Source organism: Cellulomonas olei (assembly GCF_039548315.1).
Classification (GTDB): Bacteria; Actinomycetota; Actinomycetes; order Actinomycetales; family Cellulomonadaceae; genus Cellulomonas.
The window spans coordinates 19,433-38,224 of sequence record NZ_JBCLVN010000008.1; the positions used below are offsets into that span (position 1 = coordinate 19,433).

13 protein-coding genes are annotated in these 18,792 nt (G+C 75.8%); 7 read left to right on the plus strand and 6 right to left on the minus strand.

What is annotated here, in order from left to right; genetic code table 11:
* Window positions 1-72 precede the first annotated feature (72 nt).
* Both AAHH18_RS04245 and AAHH18_RS04250 read right to left on the minus strand, forming a co-directional pair.
* Window positions 73-1,620 carry a methyl-accepting chemotaxis protein gene (locus AAHH18_RS04245; protein ID WP_343300691.1) on the minus strand — a complete coding sequence of 516 codons (1,548 nt, stop codon included), beginning with the start codon at window positions 1,618-1,620 and terminating at the stop codon, window positions 73-75.
* Window positions 1,621-1,812: 192 nt separating this feature from the next.
* The gene (locus AAHH18_RS04250; protein WP_283318764.1) at window positions 1,813-2,091 is read right to left on the minus strand and encodes a hypothetical protein; all 279 of its coding nucleotides are present in this window, start codon (window positions 2,089-2,091) and stop codon (window positions 1,813-1,815) included.
* Between the two features lie 289 nt (window positions 2,092-2,380).
* Between AAHH18_RS04250 and AAHH18_RS04255 the strand changes: the two genes are divergently transcribed.
* The gene (locus AAHH18_RS04255) at window positions 2,381-4,009 is read left to right on the plus strand and encodes a methyl-accepting chemotaxis protein (RefSeq protein WP_343300692.1); all 1,629 of its coding nucleotides are present in this window, start codon (window positions 2,381-2,383) and stop codon (window positions 4,007-4,009) included.
* 211 nt (window positions 4,010-4,220) lie between these two features.
* Here the strand turns inward: AAHH18_RS04255 and AAHH18_RS04260 are convergent, their stop codons facing one another.
* Both AAHH18_RS04260 and AAHH18_RS04265 read right to left on the minus strand, forming a co-directional pair.
* Complete coding sequence (locus tag AAHH18_RS04260) at window positions 4,221-6,488, minus strand: putative bifunctional diguanylate cyclase/phosphodiesterase (RefSeq protein ID WP_343300693.1); 2,268 nt, start codon at window positions 6,486-6,488, stop codon at window positions 4,221-4,223.
* On the minus strand, window positions 6,463-7,509 hold the full coding sequence (locus tag AAHH18_RS04265; RefSeq protein ID WP_343300694.1) for an SDR family oxidoreductase: 1,047 nt from the start codon (window positions 7,507-7,509) through the stop codon (window positions 6,463-6,465). The genes AAHH18_RS04260 and AAHH18_RS04265 overlap by 26 nt, the downstream gene beginning before the upstream one ends.
* Before the next feature lie 100 nt (window positions 7,510-7,609).
* On the opposite strand from AAHH18_RS04265, the gene AAHH18_RS04270 reads away from it, so the two are divergent.
* Window positions 7,610-8,512, plus strand: a complete 903-nt coding sequence (locus AAHH18_RS04270) for a helix-turn-helix domain-containing protein (protein WP_343300695.1) — start codon at window positions 7,610-7,612, stop codon at window positions 8,510-8,512.
* A gap of 40 nt (window positions 8,513-8,552) precedes the next feature.
* On the opposite strand, the gene AAHH18_RS04275 is transcribed toward AAHH18_RS04270, so the two are convergent.
* Window positions 8,553-9,386: an SDR family NAD(P)-dependent oxidoreductase gene (locus AAHH18_RS04275; protein ID WP_343300696.1), complete on the minus strand. Its 834-nt coding sequence runs from the start codon at window positions 9,384-9,386 to the stop codon at window positions 8,553-8,555.
* Window positions 9,387-9,485: 99 nt separating this feature from the next.
* On the opposite strand from AAHH18_RS04275, the gene AAHH18_RS04280 reads away from it, so the two are divergent.
* The 5 genes from AAHH18_RS04280 (at window position 9,486) to AAHH18_RS04300 (ending at window position 16,999) form a co-directional block, all read left to right on the plus strand.
* A complete protein-coding gene (locus AAHH18_RS04280) occupies window positions 9,486-10,085 on the plus strand; it encodes a TetR/AcrR family transcriptional regulator (RefSeq protein WP_283318773.1) in 600 nt (199 codons plus the stop codon).
* 160 nt (window positions 10,086-10,245) lie between these two features.
* Complete coding sequence (locus tag AAHH18_RS04285) at window positions 10,246-12,987, plus strand: MMPL family transporter (RefSeq protein ID WP_343300697.1); 2,742 nt, start codon at window positions 10,246-10,248, stop codon at window positions 12,985-12,987.
* Window positions 12,984-14,897 carry a YhgE/Pip domain-containing protein gene (locus tag AAHH18_RS04290; RefSeq protein WP_343300698.1) on the plus strand — a complete coding sequence of 638 codons (1,914 nt, stop codon included), beginning with the start codon at window positions 12,984-12,986 and terminating at the stop codon, window positions 14,895-14,897. Before AAHH18_RS04285 ends, AAHH18_RS04290 begins: the two co-directional genes overlap by 4 nt.
* 21 nt (window positions 14,898-14,918) lie before the next feature.
* The gene (locus tag AAHH18_RS04295; protein WP_283318776.1) at window positions 14,919-15,608 is read left to right on the plus strand and encodes a response regulator transcription factor; all 690 of its coding nucleotides are present in this window, start codon (window positions 14,919-14,921) and stop codon (window positions 15,606-15,608) included.
* On the plus strand, window positions 15,605-16,999 hold the full coding sequence (locus tag AAHH18_RS04300) for a sensor histidine kinase (protein WP_343300699.1): 1,395 nt from the start codon (window positions 15,605-15,607) through the stop codon (window positions 16,997-16,999). Before AAHH18_RS04295 ends, AAHH18_RS04300 begins: the two co-directional genes overlap by 4 nt.
* Before the next feature lie 42 nt (window positions 17,000-17,041).
* Here AAHH18_RS04300 and AAHH18_RS04305 read toward each other — a convergent pair whose 3' ends face one another.
* Complete coding sequence (locus AAHH18_RS04305) at window positions 17,042-18,709, minus strand: amidohydrolase family protein (protein ID WP_343300700.1); 1,668 nt, start codon at window positions 18,707-18,709, stop codon at window positions 17,042-17,044.
* Between the last annotated feature and the right edge of the window lie 83 nt (window positions 18,710-18,792).

Sequence of the window (18,792 nt, forward strand, 5' to 3'; positions counted from 1 at the left end):
CGTCGCGTCCACGCCGGGGCCGCGACGTCTCCTCGCGGGGAGCAGCTCGTACCGCCGGCGCGGCGGGCGGGCTCAGTGCTTGCTGTGCTCCGCGAGGACGGCCAGTGCCTGCTCGCGTGTCGCGACGTACGTGACCGGGAACCCGGTCTTCGTCGACAGCCGCTGCATCTGGATGGCGACGAGGGGGTTCGAGGCGATGAAGGCGCACCAGGTCAACCCGTTGCGCACGGCCTCGGCCATCATCGCCTCGTGGGTGCGCTGGACCCGCTCCGCCTGCGCGGGGTGGGCGCTGAAGTCGACGAGGAACGTCCAGCCGGGCCGGTTCTCCCGGTACGCGGCCGAGAGGGTGCTGACGTAGTCGTCGCAGGTGGCGTCGCTCCACAGCCCGACGCAGACGTCGGAGAGCCGGTTGAGCGTCCGGTCCCAGGAGATGTCGAAGTAGCCCTCGCCGCCCGTGGTGGGGAGCCGCAGGTCCGCCGTCTCCCGCGTCATCGCGGTTCCCATGCGCGCGATCTCGCCGACGGCGACCCGGCTGTGCTCGGCCGCCTCGGCGTTGGAGCGGGCCAGGTCGACGACCTTCGTGATCGCGGACGCGATCTGGCTGACCTCGACCGAGACCCCTTGCGTGGTCTGGCTGACCTGCTGCGTGGTCTGGCTCTGCTCCTCGACGGCGGAGGAGATCGTCAGCTGGGACTCGGAGATCTGCTCGATGATCCCGCTGACCTCCTGGATGGCGGTGACCGCCTGGGCGGAGTTCTCCTGGATCCGGCTGAGCATCTCGGTGATCTCCTCGGTGGCGCGCGCCGTCTCCTGCGCCAGGCTCTTCACCTCGGAGGCCACCACCGCGAACCCCTTGCCGGCGTCGCCGGCCCGGGCCGCCTCGATGGTCGCGTTGAGCGCGAGGAGGTTGGTCTGCCCGGCGATCGAGGTGATGGTCTGGATGATGTCGCTGATCCGGGCGGTCGAGTCGCCGAGCGTGGTGATGGTCGACGCGGCGGTCGTGACGGACTCCACCGCCCGTCGCGCGACCTGCGAGGCGGCCGACGTGGTCCCGGCGATCTCGGTGATCGAGGCGCGCAGCTGCTCGCTGGCGGCGGCGACCAGCTCGATGCTCTGGGACACGCCCTGCGCGGACGCCTCGATGGTGCTGGCCTGCTCGCTCGTGCCCCGCGCACCGTCGCTGATCGTCTCGCCGATGATGCCGAGCTCCTCGCCGGCGATCGTCAGGAGCTTGGCCTCGGGAGCGATGGTGCCGAGCGACCCGCCGAGACGGTCGAACGCGGCACCGAGGAGCGGGGCCAGACCCAGGGGGTCGCCCTCGGCCCGCAGCTCGGCGACCCGGGTGAGGTCGCCGGTGCACGCCGCGGCGGCGAGGGTGCGCACGCGCTCGAGGGACTCGGCGACGCGGCGCTGCTGGAGCACCGCCAGGACGACGACGGCGACCGCGCCCACCGCGACGGCAGCCCACCCGGCGGCGGAGGCGCTCGAGGTGCCGGCGACCACGCACAGGGCCACGACCGCCACACCCGTGTGCATCCAGCGGAGCCCGGGGAGCCGGGGCGAGGAGGGGCGAGCCGGCGTGACAGCGGCGGCTGCCGGCTTCTGGGCGATGACAGTCACGATGGCTCCAGCGGTCGATCGGGTCGACGAGTATCCCTCTCCTCGGTCACCCCGCCGGACAGCTGAGGAATTCTCCCGCGCGGTGGCGGGTGAAAGTGCGGCCCGGCGCGACCTCACCTATTCGGCCGCCGATGCTGCTGAGACCGACGAAAAGGCCGATCGTAGGCGCGGGCGTCGTCCTCGGGCCGAGGATCAGTCGCCGTAGCGGCCGAGGATCGCGGCCATCTCAGCGGTCGTGTCGGCGAGCAGTCGCTGGAGCCGGGCGAGCTCGCTGAAGTGCGCACTCAACGAGTCCCAGTACCCGCGTCCGCCGGCGAGGCGCGCCGGATCGGCGAGATCGCGCTCCATCACGACCGTCTGGCCCACCGTCTTGACCTGCGCGACCGTTGCGACCACGAGGTCGGCCAACATGGCGAACCGCTGCGCGTCCTCAGCACTGAGCCGCGCGGCCTCGGGGTTCTCCTCGCCCATGCACACAGCGTGCACCGCCCGGGCCCTTCGTGTGCGGAAACAGCGCCGAGGCGCCCGTCCGCGGAAGAGTTGTGGGCCGTCCGCGATCGCCGTCCGCCGAATTGTCCAGACGCTGGAGCATATTCCGTGTCGCGTCAGGCCACCGGTTCACCCGCATTTCGGCACATCGGCGTGGGTGATTCCTCGTCCTGGATCTCAAGCCGCCGGGCGCGATGTCGATGAGCGGCCCAGTGCAGTCGTCGGGCACACGTCCGTCGACACGATCTGAGCGACCCGAGGGGTGAAGAGGATGGTGGAGGGCATCGTGGAACATGGTGTGCGCGGCAAGCGGTGGACCCCGGGCGACCTCGGCATCAACGTCAAGGTGCTCAGTGCGGTGGCCATCGCCGCCGTGGTGGCCCTGCTCGTCGGTGCGCTCGGGCTGGTGGGCCTGAGCCGAGCCAACACGGCCGCCGACGAGCTGTACGAGCACGGGTTCACCGGGCTCCAGCACGTCTCGGACATGCGTTCGGCCACCATCCAGATGCGCACCGACGTCGCCAGCCAGGCGATCGCACAGACCGACGACCTCATGAACACGTACGAGGAGGCGGTCGCCGGGGACGAGCAGGCGGTCCGTGATGCCGCCGCGCGCCTGGGCGAGCTCCCGCTCGTCGCGTCCCAGCGCACGGCTCTGCAGGACTTCCTGAGCAACCTGGACGCCTACGCGAAGGTTCGGGACGAGCGTCTGCTGCCGCTCGGGCGGCAGAACGACTACGTGGCGTGGATGGACGTCCGCGCCACGGAGGCTCAGCCGATCATCGACGCGATGATGGCTGACCTGGCCACGGTCGTCGAGGAGCAGAACTCGGTGGGCGCAGCTGCGGCCGCGGCTGCGACGTCGGCCTTCGAGACCAACCGCACGCTCGTGGTGGTGGCGCTCGTCGTGGGTCTCGTCCTCGCGCTCGGCGTCGCGGTGGTGGTCGCGCGCTCGATCGTGCGGGCACTGCGCCGGGTGGGCGACGTGTGCGCCGCCCTGCAGCGGGCGGACCTCACCGTGCGGGCGGACCTGACCTCCCGCGACGAGGTGGGGCGCATGGGCGCGGCCCTCGACAGCGCGGTGGACAACCTGCGTGCGGTGCTGTCGGCGGTCGACTCCTCGGCGGTGTCGCTCGCGGGGGCCGTCGAGGAGTTCAGCGCGACGACCGGCCAGATCACGGCCTCCGCGCAGCAGACGTCCCACCAGGCGGGCACCGTCTCGGTCGCCGCAGACCAGATCAGCCGCAACATCCAGACGGTGGCGGCGGGGTCCGAGCAGATGGGCGCCTCCATCCGGGAGATCGCGCAGAGCGCCTCGCAGGCGGCCAAGGTCGCCACGCAGGCCGTGGACTCGGCCCACGAGGCCAACACCACCGTGACGCGCCTCGGTGACTCCAGCCGGGAGATCGGGAACGTGGTGAAGGTGATCACGTCGATCGCGGAGCAGACGAACCTGCTGGCGCTGAACGCGACGATCGAGGCCGCGCGGGCCGGTGAGGCGGGCAAGGGCTTCGCGGTCGTGGCGGGCGAGGTCAAGGAGCTGGCGCAGGAGACGGCGAAGGCGACGGAGGACATCGCCCGGCGGGTCGAGGCGATCCAGGGCGACACCGAGTCCGCGGTCCGGGCGATCGGCGAGGTCTCCGACGTCATCTTCACCATCAACGGCTTCCAGGAGACGATCGCCGCCGCGGTGGAGGAGCAGACCGCGACCACCAACGAGATGAACCGCAACGTCGCCCAGGCCGCGAGCGGCTCCGGCGAGATCGCCCAGAACATCGCGGAGGTGGCCGGTGCCGCGGACGTCACCTCCGGGGCGGTGGACCAGGCCGAGAGCGCGGTCCAGGAGCTGGCCCGCATGTCGAGCGACCTGCGCGACGTCGTGGGGCGGTTCACGGTCTGACCCGGAGCCCCGTCGTGCGGGCCGGCCCTCCCCCCGCCGGCCCGCACGACGGACCCTCGCGCGCGACACCGTCGATGTCGCGGACACGGGACCCCACGGGCTGCTCGAGGTCATGTGGGCGTCCGCCGGTGTCGGCCTCCCGTCCGGGACCACCGCTGAGCTGCAGGTGTGGCACCACCTCCCGCGTGAACGGTGCCGACGCGTCCGCCCCTCAGGGACCGCTGACGGGGACGCCGGTCGACGCGTCGCGGGCCACTCGGGCTCCGGGCAGTGCGCCCGGGTGCTGCGGCGGTGAGGCCGCTCGCGGGCCCCTCGATCCGCCGAGGAGGTCGAGGGTGAACTGCTCGGGTGGCGCGGGACGTCCGAGCGCCCAGCCCTGGGCGGAGTCGCAGCCGAGCTCCGTCAGCAGGTCGAGGGTGGCGACGTCCTCCACGCCCTCGGCCACGACGTGCATGCCGAGGGCGTGACCGAGGTCCACCGTCGACCGCAGGATCGCCGCGCAGACCGGGTCCGACACGGCGGGGGCCACGAACGCGCGATCCACCTTCAGGACGGTGAACGGCAGGCGGCGCAGGTAGTCCAGGGACCCGTACCCCACGCCGTAGTCGTCCACCGCCAGCTGGACGCCCAGTGCGTCCAGGGCGCGCAGCGTCTGCTCGCCCCGGGGGACGTCGCGCATCGCCATGGTCTCGGTCACCTCGAGCGCGAGAGCGGTGGCCGGCAGCCCGTGCCGGTCGAGCGCGGCGCGGACGTCGGCCACGAGCCGCGGGTCGTCCACGTCGTGCGCGGAGACGTTCACCGCGACGACGAACCCGGGAACGGTCGCGCGCCAGGTCGCGCACCACCGCAGAGCGGCGTCCATCACGGCGAGCGTGACCGGCCGGATGAGCCCGGTCCTCTCCGCGGCGGGCACGAAGGCGGCGGGCCCGAGCAGCCCGTGGACGGGGTGCTGCCAGCGCACGAGCGCCTCGGCTCCCAGGGTGTCGCCCGTGGCGAGGTCCGTCACCGGCTGGAACTCCACCACGAGCTCGCCGCGCTGCACGGCTGCCACCAGGTCGCGCAGCAGCTCGGTGCCGGTCGCACCCGCGCCGGTGCGCCCCGCCGGGGCCGGCTCGTCCCGCGCGACGCGTCCGGTGCGTCGCCGGGCGGACCACAGGGCGACGTCGGCACGCCGGGCGAGCTCCGGCAGGGTCACGGGGACCCCGGGGGCGACGGCGATCCCGACAGCGGCACCGGTGGTCAGGTCCATGCCGTTCACCGCGACGGTCCCCCCGAGCCGGGCGAGGACCTGCTCGGCCTGGGCGTCCGCCGCGGTCTCGTCCGCCACGCTGGTCGAGAGCGCGAACAGGTCCCGGCTGACCCGGACGGCGAGGGCGTGCGGGGGAGCCACCTCCTCCAGCTCGCGTGCGACGGCCCGCAGCATGTCGTCCGCCGGCTCGTGCCCGAGCGTCTCGACGACGTCCCGGTACCCGTCCAGCCCGATCAGCAGGAGCGCCGGCCGCCCGCGGGCCGGGTCGTGGGCCCGGCGCGACTCGATGTGGTTCCGCAGGCCGGCGACGTTGGCCAGTCCGGTGAGCGGGTCGGTGACCGCGTCGCGCGCGAGGCGGACGTTCTTCTCCCGCAGGTCGGCCAGGACGCCCCAGAAGCGCGTCATCATCGCCGCGACCATGAGGACGCCGATCGTGCAGACCTCGACGACCGGGATCGACCTGCCGGTGACGTCGGCCGCGATCAAGGTGATCGGCACGACGCTCGCGGACAGGGCCATGAGCACGAAGTGCATCCCGCTGAGCTCACTGCTGGGTCCGGGCGCGCCACCGCCGGCCGTGGCCTGCCGGCGAGCGGCGCAGGCGAGCGTGGCGTACCCGATCAGCCACAGCGAGTCCACGAGGTGCAGCCGGCCGGCGATGACCGGCTGCGTCTGCCCGACCTGGAAGAGCACGTCGGCCACCAGGATCACCGCGACGGCCACGAGCGTGAGCCGGTAGGCGCTGCGGCGTCGACCGACGGCGCTGCTGCTGCGCGCGAGCGTGACGATCAGCAGGGCGTCACCGATCGGGTAGACCGCGCCGACCAGACCTGCTGCGGGGTCCGCCTGCCACACGCGCACCGCGGGGACCAGCACCAGCAGCCACAGCGCGAGCAGGAGGCCGCCGACCATGAGGAACGCGTCCAGCCACCAGACGGGACGACGACCCGGTGGGGCAGGGAAGGCCCGGATCAGCCCCGCCGCCAGGAGGGGGTAGCTGGTGAGGTAGGCGAGGTCCGCGACCGACGGGTACGGCGGGACGTCGGTCCCCAGCTCCAGGACCGTCCACACCGCATCGCCCAGCACCCACGCGCCGACACCCAGCGCCAGCAGCGCCCAGGCCCGCCGCGGCGCCTCGGTCATCTGCCGCTGGGCCCGGAGCACGGCGACCACGGCACCGACCCCCACGACGACGAACACCACGTCACGGAACGGGCCGTCGGGCAGCACGGCGTGAAGCGCGATCGCGCCCGCACCCGCACTCAGCGCGAGGTGCCCCCGGCCGCGTCGCCTCCCCATGCACCGCGCCATCGGCACCGCCTGACGGCACTTGACCCGGCGGGCGGAGATTCATCCGCGTGGCCGAGCAGGTCGCGCGTGCACCGCCCTGCGCGCGAGCGGGGTACCCACCACCCCGTCCGCTCAGCCGTCCCCCCCGTCGCGCGCTGGCCTCCTGCCCGCGGACCTGCTCCAGCCGCGCCTCCAGGGCCGTCGTGACGCCGGCCCAGGCGTCGGACCCGAGGACGAGGCGCAGCGGCGCCGGCTCGGTGCCGACGGCGTCGATCATCGCGGTGGCCATGGCGACCGGGTCCCCGGGGGCGACGAAGTCGGGGCGGCTGAGCATCTCGCGCACGGCGGCGACGGGGGTGGCGTCGTAGGCGTCGAGGCGCGGGCCCCACTGCCGGCCGGTGGTGGCGAAGCCGGTGCGGGCGCTGCCGGGCTCGACGATCGTGACGCCGATCCCGAACGGCGCGACCTCGCCGGCCAGCGCCTCGCAGAAGCCCTCCACCGCCCACTTGCTCGCGTGGTAGAGCGAGGCGCCGGGGTAGCCGGTGAGGCCCGCGACGGAGGAGAGCTGGAGGATCCGGCCGCCGCCGTCGGCGCGCAGGTGGGGCAGTGCGGCGCGGATCACCTGGAGGGAGCCGATGACGTTGGTGTCGACCTGGTGCCGGAGCTGCGCGTCGGTGACCTCCTCGGCGGCGCCGAACAGGCCGTAGCCGGCGTTGGAGACCACGACGTCGATCCGGCCGAGGCGCGCGTGGGCGGCGTCGACGACGGGGCGGATGCGGTCGGTGTCCGTGAGGTCGAGCCGCGCGACGTGCAGGACGTCGGGGTGGGCGGCGGCGAGGTCGGCGACGGACGCGGGGTCGCGGACGGTGCCGGAGACGCGGTCGCCGCGGGCGAGGAGCTGGGTGGTGAGCTCGCGGCCGAAGCCGGAGCCGATGCCGGTGATGAACCAGGTGCGTGTCATGCGTCCACGGTGCGTCGGTGCCCGGCCGGCAACCAGGCCGCGCCGAGGGGGGTGCCGGCGGGGCCACCCTCGCCGCCCGGCTCGCGCCTACCGTGAGCGGGTGGCCGTGACCGGGATCGGGGAGTACCTGCGGGCGCGCCGTGAGCAGGTGCGCCCGGAGGACGTCGGGGTCGTGGTGACCAGCCGCCGCCGGGTGCCGGGGCTGCGCCGCGACGAGGTGGCGATGCTCGCGGGGATCAGCACGGAGTACTACACGCGGCTCGAGCAGGGACGGGACCGGCACCCGTCGGCGCAGGTGCTCGACGCGGTCGCGCGCGCCCTGGGCCTGGACGAGCCGGCTCGCGCCCACCTGCACCGGCTCGCGGACCCCGCCCGCCGACCGCGGAGGACGCCCCGGCGCGCCGAGCGGGTGCGTCCGGGCGTCGTTGCGCTCGTCGACGCCTGGCCTGCGCCCGCCTACGTCGAGGGGCGGTACCTGGACGTCCTGCACGCCAACCCCGCGGCGGCTGCGCTGTCGCCGATGCTGCGCCCGGGTGCGAACCTGCTGCGCTCGGCGCTGCTCGACGAGGAGGTGCAGGCCCGGATCGACGTGTCCGACCGGGCGCTGCGCGGGCTGATCGGGCGGATCAGGTCGGCCGCCGGCGTGGCCGACGACGACCCGCGCCTCACGGAGCTCGTCGGCGAGCTCGCCCTCAAGAGCGCGGTGTTCCGCCGGCTCTGGGACCGGCACGACGTGGACGTCCCGCCCAGCCACGGGGTGCTGACGGTCGACAACCCCGTGGTCGGGGAGCTGGAGCTGGAGTTCGACAAGTTCGCGGTGATCGGCGCCGAGGGCCAGGTGCTCGTGCTCTACCGGGCGGAGCCGGGGTCCCGGTCGGCCGACGCGCTGGCGCTGCTGACGGCCACCGTCGCGGACGCCGTCGCCGAGGACGAGGGAGCCGCCCGGGAGCCCGCGGACGGCGACGAGCAGGCCGGGCGCCGCGTCGGGCCCGCGCGCGGCTGACCGGCCGCCGCCGTCGGGGCCGCGTCCGCCGGACTGCGGCTCACCGACCGGCGGGAGCCTCCGCGCCGCGCCGTCGCCGCGCGGGGTCCGTGATCCAGTGCGTCGTCCGCGCGACGGCGCGCCGCGTCATGAACCGGACGGCCACCGACGCGGCCCGGTTGCCGCGGCCGTCGATGACGCTCGGCCCGGGGTGGCGACGCCCGAGGTGCGCGAGCGCGGTCGCGACGACGTCGTCGGGGGTGCGCATCCGGGCGCCCGCGGTCGCGTCGTCGGTGCCGACGACGGCGTTGAACTCGGTGCTGGTCGCGCCCGGCGTGAGCGCGAAGACGGTCACCCCGGTGCCGCGGGTCTCGGCCCAGAGCGCCTCGCTGAAGCTGAGGACGAACGCCTTGGTGGCGCCGTACACGGCCATCCGCGGTGTGGGGTTGTACCCGGCGATGCTGGCGACGTTGATGACGAAGCCGTTCCCGGCGGCGACCATGCCGGGCAGGAACGCGGCGGTGAGCTGCACGGGCGCGGTGACGTCGACGGCGATCTCCTCGAGCAGGCGCTCCGGGTCCTCGTCGACGAACGGGCCGAACGTGCCGAAGCCGGCGTTGTTGACCAGGCCGGTCACGCGCAGGCCCCGTGACGTGACCTGGGCGTGCAGGTCCGGGCCGGCGGTCGGGGAGGCGAGGTCGGCGGCGAGCGGCGTCGCGGTGACGGGGTGGGCGGCCTCGATCTCGGCGGCGAGCGACCGGAGCCGGTCCAGGCGGCGGGCGACGAGGACGACGTCGGCACCGCGGGCCGCGAGGGCCCGGGCGAAGGCGGCGCCGATGCCGGACGAGGCCCCGGTGACGAGGACGGTCCGGTCGGCGGAGGACGCGAGGGGCACGGCTGCTCCAGGGGTTGCGGGCCGCGGGGGTGCGACGTCACTGCACACTATGCCGGGCTGGCACTGAGTGTCAATCAGTCCCTCCTGTACGGTGGGGTCATGCCGGACAGCGCGTCGCTCTGGGAACGGTCGCGCCAGGCCGCGTACGCCGAGATCACCGCCGTCGCGATGCGGCTGTTCCTCGACCAGGGGTTCGAGCAGACGACGATCGACCAGATCGCCGCGACCGCCGGGATCTCCCGCCGGTCGTTCTTCCGGTACTTCGGGACCAAGGAGGACGTCGTGCTCGGCGACCTCGCCCGCGACGGGGAGCGCGTGCGCGAGGCGCTGGAGGCCGTGCCGGTCACGACCGGGCCCTGGGAGGCGCTGCGCGAGGCGCTCGCGGCGGTCGACGCGCTGACCGGGGACCGCGAGACGATGCTGCGGGTCGCGACGATGATGTACGAGACGCCGTCGCTGCGGTCCCGCAGCATCGAGAAGCACCTGCACTGGCAGGAGCTCCTCGTGCCGGACGTCCGGGCGCGGCTCGAGCACGCCGGCCACGACGCCGCCGGCGCGGCCGTCGCGGCGACCGCGATCGTCGCCAGCGCCATCGCCTGCCTGGACGTCGCGGGGGAGCAGTGGACGCGCAGCGGCGGGACCGGCGACCTCGCCGCGCTGTACGACACCGCGGTCGCGGCGGTCCGCTCCGCGGCCTGACCGCGTCGGGCGCCGTCGCGCGCACCCCTCCTGCGTCGGCCCCGGTCCCGCCCCCGCCCCCGGCACCGTCAGCCGACCGTCAGGTCCGCCCGCCGCCCCCCGGCAGGTCGCCCGCGTTGACTCGTCCCCGTCGTGCTCCCCCCACCCCGACGGGATCCCCATGTCGCTCGCCCTGTACCGCCTCGGCCACCTGATCGGCCGGCACCGCCTGCTGGTCCTCGTGCTCTGGGTCGTCGTCGCGCTCGGCGTGGTCGCCGGGTCGCGCGCGGTGGGGTCGGCGTACCAGGACGACTACACGATCCCCGGCACGGAGTCCCAGCAGGGGCAGGACGTGCTGGAGCAGCGGTTCGGGGACGCGGCGTCCGGCGCCAGCGGGCAGGTGCTGTACCGCGTCGCGGACGGGCACGACGTGGCGGCGGCGCCGGCGGCGGACGTCGTGGCGGCGAGCCTCGACGCGATCGGGGCGGTGCCGGGCGTCGCGAGCGTGACCGCCGCGGAGGACCTGCGGGTCGACGAGGAGGGCGACGCGGCCCTCGCGACGATCCAGTTCGAGGACGCGGAGCCGGACGACGCGGTGCTCGAGGCGGCGCAGGACGCCGCGACGGTCGACGAGGACGGCGTGACCTCGACGGTGGGGGGCTCGGCGTTCGGCAACGGCGTGGCGGAGCTCGACCACACCGCGGAGGTCATCGGCGTGGGGGTCGCGCTGGTGGTGCTGGTGCTGACGTTCGGCTCGCTGCTGGCCGCGGGCATGCCGATCCTCACCGCCGGCGTGGGCGTGCTGCTGACGACGGGGGTGCTGGGGCTGGTCTCGCAGGTCGCGGCCGTGTCGACGACGTCCCCGAGCTTCGCGTCGATGCTGGGGCTCGCCGTCGGGATCGACTACGCGCTGTTCATCCTGTCGCGGCACCGGCACCAGCTCGCCGAGGGCGTGCCGCCGCGGGAGTCGATGGCGCGGGCGCTGGGGACGTCGGGCAGCGCCGTGGTGTTCGCGGGGCTGACGGTCGTCATCTCGCTGGCCGGCCTCGCGGTGGTGGGGATCCCGCTGCTGACGGGCATGGGCATGGCCGGGGCGTTCGCGGTGGCGACCGCGGTGCTCGTGGCGCTGACGCTGGTGCCGGCGCTGGCCCTCCTGGCCGGCGACCGGCTGCGTCCCCGCCCGCGGCGTGGTGCGGCCCGCCGCGGTGCCGCGGCCGGCCGGCCCTCGCTGTCGCAGCGCTGGGTCCGCCTCGTCACCCGGGTGCCGGCGCTCACGATCGGCGTGGTGGTGGCGGTGCTGGCCGTGCTCGCGCTGCCCGCGTTCCGCATCTCCCTGGCACTGCCGGACCCGAGCACGCAGGAGGTCGGCACGCCGGAGCGCGACCACTTCGACGCGGTGAGCGAGACCTTCGGGCCGGGGTGGAACGCGCCCCTGCTGATCACGGCGGACGTCCTCGCGAGCACCGACCCGGTCGCGACGGTCGACGAGCTGGCGGACGCCGTCGCGGCCGTCCCGGGCGTCGTCGCCGTGGACACCGCGACCCCGAACCCGGGCGGCGACACCGCGCTGCTGCGCATCGTCCCGGAGGGCGCGCAGTCCGACCCCGCCACCGTGGACCTGGTGCACGAGCTGCGGGAGCAGGCGCCGGCGATCGAGGACGCGACCGGCGTCTCCGACCTGCGGGTCACCGGGACCACCGCGGTCAACATCGACATCTCCGAGCAGCTCGCCGACGCGCTGCTGCCGTTCGGGCTGACGGTGGTGGGCCTGTCGTTCGTGCTCCTGCTGCTGGTGTTCCGGTCGGTCGCGGTGCCGCTCAAGGCCACCGTCGGGTACGTGCTGTCCGTGGGCGCGTCGTTCGGCGCGATCGTCGCGGTGTTCCAGTGGGGCTGGTTCCCGGTGCTGCTGTTCGGGCAGAGCCCGGGGCCGGTCGTCAGCTTCCTGCCGATCATCGTCATGGGCGTGCTGTTCGGGCTCGCGATGGACTACGAGATGTTCCTGGTCAGCCGGATGCGGGAGCAGTACGCGCACGGGCAGCCGGCCCGCGAGGCGGTGCTGGACGGGTTCCGGCACTCGGCGCCGGTCGTCGCGGCGGCGGCGGTCATCATGGTCGCGGTGTTCTCCGCGTTCGTGCCCTCGGGCGCGGCCACGCTGAAGCCGATCGCCCTCGGCCTCGCCGTGGGTGTGCTGGTCGACGCGTTCCTGGTCCGGATGACCCTCGTGCCGGCGGTGCTCGTGCTGCTGGGCGACCGGGCGTGGTGGCTGCCGCGCCGGCTGGCCCGCGTCCTGCCCGTCGTCGACGTGGAGGGCCAGGCGGTGGAGCGGCACGTGGCCGCCGGCAGCCGATCGGGCCGCGCCGGACCGCCGCTGCTGGTGGCCCGCGGGCTCGTGGTGCGGGAGGGGGACGCCCCGCTGGACGTGTGGGCGGACGCCGGCGACGTCGTCGCGCTCCGTGTGGCGGACCTGGCGGCCGCCCGCGCGGTGTCCCTGGCCCTGACGGCGCGGGCCCGGACCGTCTCCGGCGAGCTGGCCGTGGCGGGCCGCATCCTCCCCGAGCAGGCCGAGGAGGCGCGGTGCCTGGTCGCCGCCCCCACGGCCGCGGACGTCCCCGGCGGCACGACCGCCGAGGAGTACGCGCGCAGGACCCTCGCCCTGAGCCCCGGGTCCCGCCGCGTCCGCCGTGCCCGGGTCGACCGGGTGCGTGCCGTGCTCGGCGACCTCGGCACACCGACCGACGCCCTGGACCCCGCCGCCCGGCTGCGGCTGGCCGCCACCGTGGCGCTCGCGGGCGGCGCCCGCCTGCTGGTGCTCACCGACGCGCCCGCCGGGCTCGCCGCGACGCTCCTGCGCCACGGCGCCACCGTCGTCCGCCTCGACCTCGCCGCCGCCCCCGTCACCCAGGAGCTGGAGACCGTCCGATGACCCGCACCACCCGCACGCGGGCGGTGGCGCTCGCCGCGCTCGCCGCCGTGCTGCTGCCCGTCCTGGCGACCGCCGTCCTGATCTGGAGCTTCGCCGACCGCGCGGACGCCGTGGACCGGATCCCCTCCGCGATCGTGAACGAGGACGAGATCGTCCGCGGCGACACCCCCATGGCGGCGGGCCGGGCGCTGTCGTCCGCGCTCATCCACCCGGAGGACGGCACGACCTCCCTCGACTGGCGCCTGACCTCCGCCGAGGACGCGGAGCAGGGCCTCGCCGACGGCACCTACGACGCCGTGCTCACCATCCCGGAGAGCTTCTCGGCCGACGTGCTGTCGTCCGGCGGCGACGACCCCCGGACGGCGCAGCTCGTGCTCGAGACCGACCCCGCGTCCTCCACGGTCGGCGCGGTCGCGAGCCGTGCCGTCGCCGACGGTGCGGCGCAGAGCCTGGGCGACCAGGTCACCGAGGCGTACCTCACGCAGGTCTACGCGGGGATGGACGACCTGTCCGGCGCGCTGACCGAGGCGACGGCGGGCGCGTCCGACCTGACGGACGGCCTCGACGCGCTGAGCAGCGGGGCCGCCTCGGTCGCGCAGGGCGCGTCGTCCCTCGCGGAGGGTGCCGGCGCGCTCGGCACCGGCACCGCCTCGGTGAGCGCGGGGGCGGCGTCGCTCGCCGGCGGCGCGCAGGACCTGTCCGGGGGAGCCGCGTCCCTGGCCGCCGGCACCGGGGACCTCGCGGCGGCCGCGGCCTCGGTCGACTCCGCCGCCGGGTCGCTCGCGACGGGCAGCCAGAGCCTGGCGTCGTCGCTCGCGGCGCTGTCGGAGGCGTGCCCGCCCGTGCCCGGTTCGGAGCCGTTCTGCGCCCAGCTCGACGCGACGGCCCAGGCCGCGGCCACGGTCGCCTCGGGGGGCGCGGACCTCGCGGCGGGCACCGCGGGGCTGTCCGCGGGTGCGGCGGGCGCCGACGACGCGGCCGGCCAGGTGGCGAGCGGGGCGGCCGGCCTGGCGTCCGGGGCGGCGGACCTCGCCACGGGTGCGTCCGAGGCGGCCGGCGGCGCGGCGCAGCTCGGGTCCGGCGCCGCGGACCTGGCCTCCGGCGCGGACGAGGTCGCCGCGGGGGCCGCCACGGCGGCGGACTCCTCGCAAGCGCTCGCGGACGGCCTCGGTGCGGGCGCGGCGCAGGTGCCCGCCGTCGGCGGAGAGGACGCCGAGCGGCTCGCCGACGTCGTGACCGAGCCCGTGGCGGTGAGCGAGATCGCCGGGTCCGAGGCGGACGGGTGGCTCGCCGCGACGGTCACCGCGGTGGTGCTCTGGCTGGGGGCCGTCACGGTGGCGCTGGTCGGACGGCGCCCGGGCCGGCGGGAGCTCGACGCCCCGGTGCGGACCCGGCGCCTGGTCCGCCGCGTGCTCGCGCCCCGGGCGCTGGTGGCGGCGGTCGCGACGCTGGCGTGCACCGCGACCCTCGCGGTCGGCGGCGCGTCCGTCGCGGAGCCGCTGCCCTTCGCCGGCCTGGCGCTGCTGGGCGGCCTCGCGTTCACGCTGCTCGCCTCGGGCGCGGTGACCGCGTTCCCGCGCGCGGGCGTGCCGGCGCTCGCCGTCCTCACCGTGCTGGAGATCGCCGCGGTGGGCGGCCTGGTGCCCCTGGAGACCGCCCCGGCCCCGCTCGCCGCGCTGCACGGGCTGCTGCCCCTGGGCGCGTTCGCCGACGCGGCCGCCGCGCTCGCCACCGGCGGTGCGGGCGGGTCCGGCGCCGCCCTCGGGACCGACCTGGTCGTGCTGGTGGCGTGGGGTGCGGCCGGCCTCGCGCTCGCTGCCGCGGGCATCCGCCGGCAGCGCCTCGTCCCGGTGCCCGCGGTCCCCGCCGTGCCCGCTCCGCGGCCGCCCGTCCTCACGCCCGCGGCCTGACGGGCGTGCGAGGCTGACGCCATGGCCCCCCGCGTGCTGGTCGTGGACGACGACCCCGAGATCCGGGAGATGCTCGCGTCGACCCTGGACTTCGCCGGGTTCGTGGTCGACGTCGCCGCGGGCGCCACGGAGGCGCTCGCGGCCCTGCGCGCGCAGCGGCCGGACGTGCTGGTGCTGGACGTGTCCATGCCCGGCACCGACGGGTTCGAGCTCGTCCAGCTCGTCCGGCGGCGCGACGCCGGGCTGCCCGTGCTGTTCCTGTCCGCCCGGGACACCGTCGACGACCGCGTGCGGGGCCTGCGGCTGGGCGCCGACGACTACGTGACGAAGCCGTTCAGCGCGGTCGAGGTGGTCGCCCGGCTGGACGCGCTGCTGCGCCGGGGGTCCGTGGTGCAGCCCGACGACGACGTGCTGCGGTGCGCCGACCTGGAGCTCGACCGCGCCCACCACCTCGTGCGCCGCGCCGGCGAGACGGTCGACCTCTCGCCGACCGAGTTCCGGCTGCTCGAGCTGCTGCTGGAGCAGCGCGGCCGGGTGCTGTCGAAGGGCCAGATCATGGCCGCCGTCTGGCAGTACGACTTCGGGGGCGACGGCAACGTCGTGGAGCGCTTCGTGTCGAACCTGCGGCGCAAGGTCGACGACGGGCACGCCCCCCTCATCCGGACCGTCCGCGGCTTCGGCTACGCGGTGCGCGACCCCTCGGCCGCATGAGGGTCCGCTCGATCCGGGCGCGGCTGACGCTGACGCTGTCCCTCGTCACGTCGCTCGCGATCGTCCTGTCGGCGGTCATCGGGTTCTCGCTGGCCTCCCACCAGCTCGACCAGCGCGACCGGCGCTCGCTCGAGGACGCCGCCGCGCGCGTGCTCGGCAGCCTGCGCGCCGCCGGCGGGGCGGACCTGACCCGCGACCGGCTGGGCGACGCCGTCGGCCACCAGCTCGGCGTCGTGCTCGTCGACGCCTCCGGGGACGTCCTCACCTCGGTGCCGCCGCTGGGTGCCGACCCGGCGACGGTCGCCGCCGCCGAGTCCTCCGAGCCCGTCGAGGTCGCCTCCGGGGACATCGCGGCCGCGATCGACACCGCGGGCCTCCTCACCTACGCGGTGGACGGCAGTCCCGTCGCGGTCGACCGGGTGGTGCTGGTCTCCGACGGCGGGCAGCGCCGCGCCACGCTCGCGACGATCGTGGGGGCGCTCGCGGTCGGGGCGGCCGTGACGATCGCGCTGCTCATCGCGGTCGCCGTGGCGATCGTCGACCGCGGGCTGCGGCCCCTGACCGCCATGGCGCAGCGGGCCGCGCGCATCGCCGACGGGGACCGCAGCGTGCGGCTGCCGGTCGACGACCGCGGCGACCCGGCGGTCGCGGACGTCGCGCGCATGGTCAACTCCGCGTTCGACGCCCAGCAGGACGCCGAGCAGCGCACGCGGGCGTTCGTCGCGGACGCGTCGCACGAGCTGCGGTCCCCGCTCACGGCCGCCACCGGCTGGGTCGACCTGTACCTGCGCGGAGGGCTGACCGACCCCGACCGGCAGGCCGCCGCGATGGAACGGGTCGAGGGCCAGCTGGTGCGCATGCGGCTGCTGGTGGAGGACCTCGCGCTGCTCGCGCGGACGGACTCCGGCCGGCCCCTGGAGAGCGAGCCGGTGGACCTCGCGGCGCTGGCCGGTGACGTGGTGGCCGACACCCGGGTCGTCGCGCCGCTGCGGGAGGTCCGCCTGGACGCCGACCGGCCCGCGGTGGTGCTCGGCGACGGCGCGCGCCTGGCGCAGGTGCTGCGGAACCTCGTCGGGAACGCCGTCCAGCACACCCCTCCGGACGCCGTGGTGACCGTCCGGGTGCTCCCGGGCGGGTCCCGGCACCAGGTCGTCGTCGCCGACACCGGGCCCGGCATCCCGGCCGACCAGCTCCCGCACGTGTTCGAGCGGTTCTGGCGCGGCGACCCCGGCCGCCCCCGGACCGCGGGGTCGGCCGGCTCCGGGCTGGGCACCGCGATCGCTCAGTCGCTGGTCGAGGCCCACGGCGGCCGGGTCTCGGTCACCAGCTCGCCGGAGGCCGGCACGGCGTTCACGGTCGAGCTGCCGGCGCTGACCACGGGCGGGCGCTGACTGCGGGCGGGCACTGACCGCCCGCCCCGCCCGCCGGCCCGGTCACAGCCGGCAGCACAGGTCCGGGCTGCGTCGCGCCCCGGCCAGCGCCGCGGTCGCCGCCGCGCTCGGGCCCTCGGCGTCCAGCCGGTCGACCGTCGCGGCGAGCTCGTCCGCCGTGAACGGGTGCCCGCCCCGCACGACCACGGAGATGCGGCCCAGGTGCGCGGCGTCGGCCAGCGGGTCGGCGTCCAGGAGCAGCAGGTCGGCGTCGGCCCCGGGTAGGAGGCGGCCCGACCGGTCGGACCGGCCCAGGTACCGGGCGGGGGCCACCGTCGCCGACCGCAGGACCTCGAGCGGCGACAGGCCGGCTGCGGCGAGCTCCTGGAGCTCGAGCTGGAGCCACTGCCCCGGCACGCGCCCCTGGCCGTCCGTCGCCGCCACGACCGGCACGCCCTCGGCGTGCATGATCCGCACGACGTCCACCGACCGCGCGTACGCCTCGCGGTAGGTGGCGCGCATCTCGGCGGGGAGCGCCCGGAACGTCGCCAGCACGTCCTCGTAGTCCGCCCGGGCACCCGCCGACATCCGGCGCAGCCACGGGTCGGAGGCGTACTCGGGGGAGTCGGCGAGGTACTGGGTGCGCAGCCGCACGAGCGTCGGTGACTGCCAGGTGCCGTGCGCGACGAGGGTCCGGGCGAGCGCCCGTGCCTTGTCCTCGTCGAACCCGTCGAGCGCCCGCTGCAGCAGCGCGACGCCGGCCGGGTCCCCGAACGCGGCCGGGTTGATGAGCTGCTTGTCCGTCATCGCCGAGAAGACCTTGTCGACGAACGGCAGGCCGGTCACCCAGCCGGGGATCGGCATCGTCTTGTCCTGCTGCGCCCACAGGTCGTCCTCGTCGGTCGCGCAGGCGATGAAGACCGCGTTGCCGGTGCCGAGGTGCTCGATGCAGTCGAACCCGGCCTCCGCGGCCTCGGCGACGCCCACCGGCGGGGGCAGGTGCCCGGCGATCCGCATGCCCCGCTCGTGCGCGGCGTCGACCGCCGCGAAGAACGTCTCGCGCTCCACCATGACCATCTTGATGAAGTCCGCGCCGCGGTCCCACTGCCGCGCGACCTCGTCGCGGGCCTCCTGGGGTGAGCCGGCGGTGAACGGCAGCACCAGACGCCCCGGCATCGACAGCAGGGCCGGCGCGTGCGGGGTCAGCGGCAGCCGGTCCTCCGCGCGGTACCGCAGCATGTCGTCCGTCCCGAGCATCTGCCGGAACCCGGTGGTGCCCTCGGCGAGCATCGTGGCGAGCAGCAGCTCCGGGTGCTCGGCCTGGAGCGCGTGGGAGTGCATGTTCGTGTAGCCCGGGACGGCCCAGCGCCCGTCGCCGTCGAGCACGGTGGCCCCGGGGCTCGACGTCACCTCGCCGACGGCCCCGACGGTCACGACCCGCCCGCCGCGCAGCAGTACCGACCGGCCCTCGGTGGCGCTGCCGTCGAGCGGGTCGACCACCGTCACGCCGTCGACGCGCAGCTCGTCGGCCGACGGGAACGGGACCCGAGCCGGCTCGGCGGAGGACGTCACGGCCCGCCACGCCGGCCCGGCCGCCGCCCCGAGGCCGACGCCCACGGCGCCGATGCCGGCGGTCCGCAGCAGCGTGCGGCGGCTCGGGCCGCGGCGGGTCCGCGGCGCGGGGTGGTCGTCGGCGGAGGTGATCTCGGGCGGCGTGCTGCGTCGCTTCACGGGCCTGCCTCGGGCTGGTGCGCGGCCGGGGACGCGGTCCCCGTGCCCCTCGGAGGAGGGGCCGCGAGCCAGGATCACCCGGT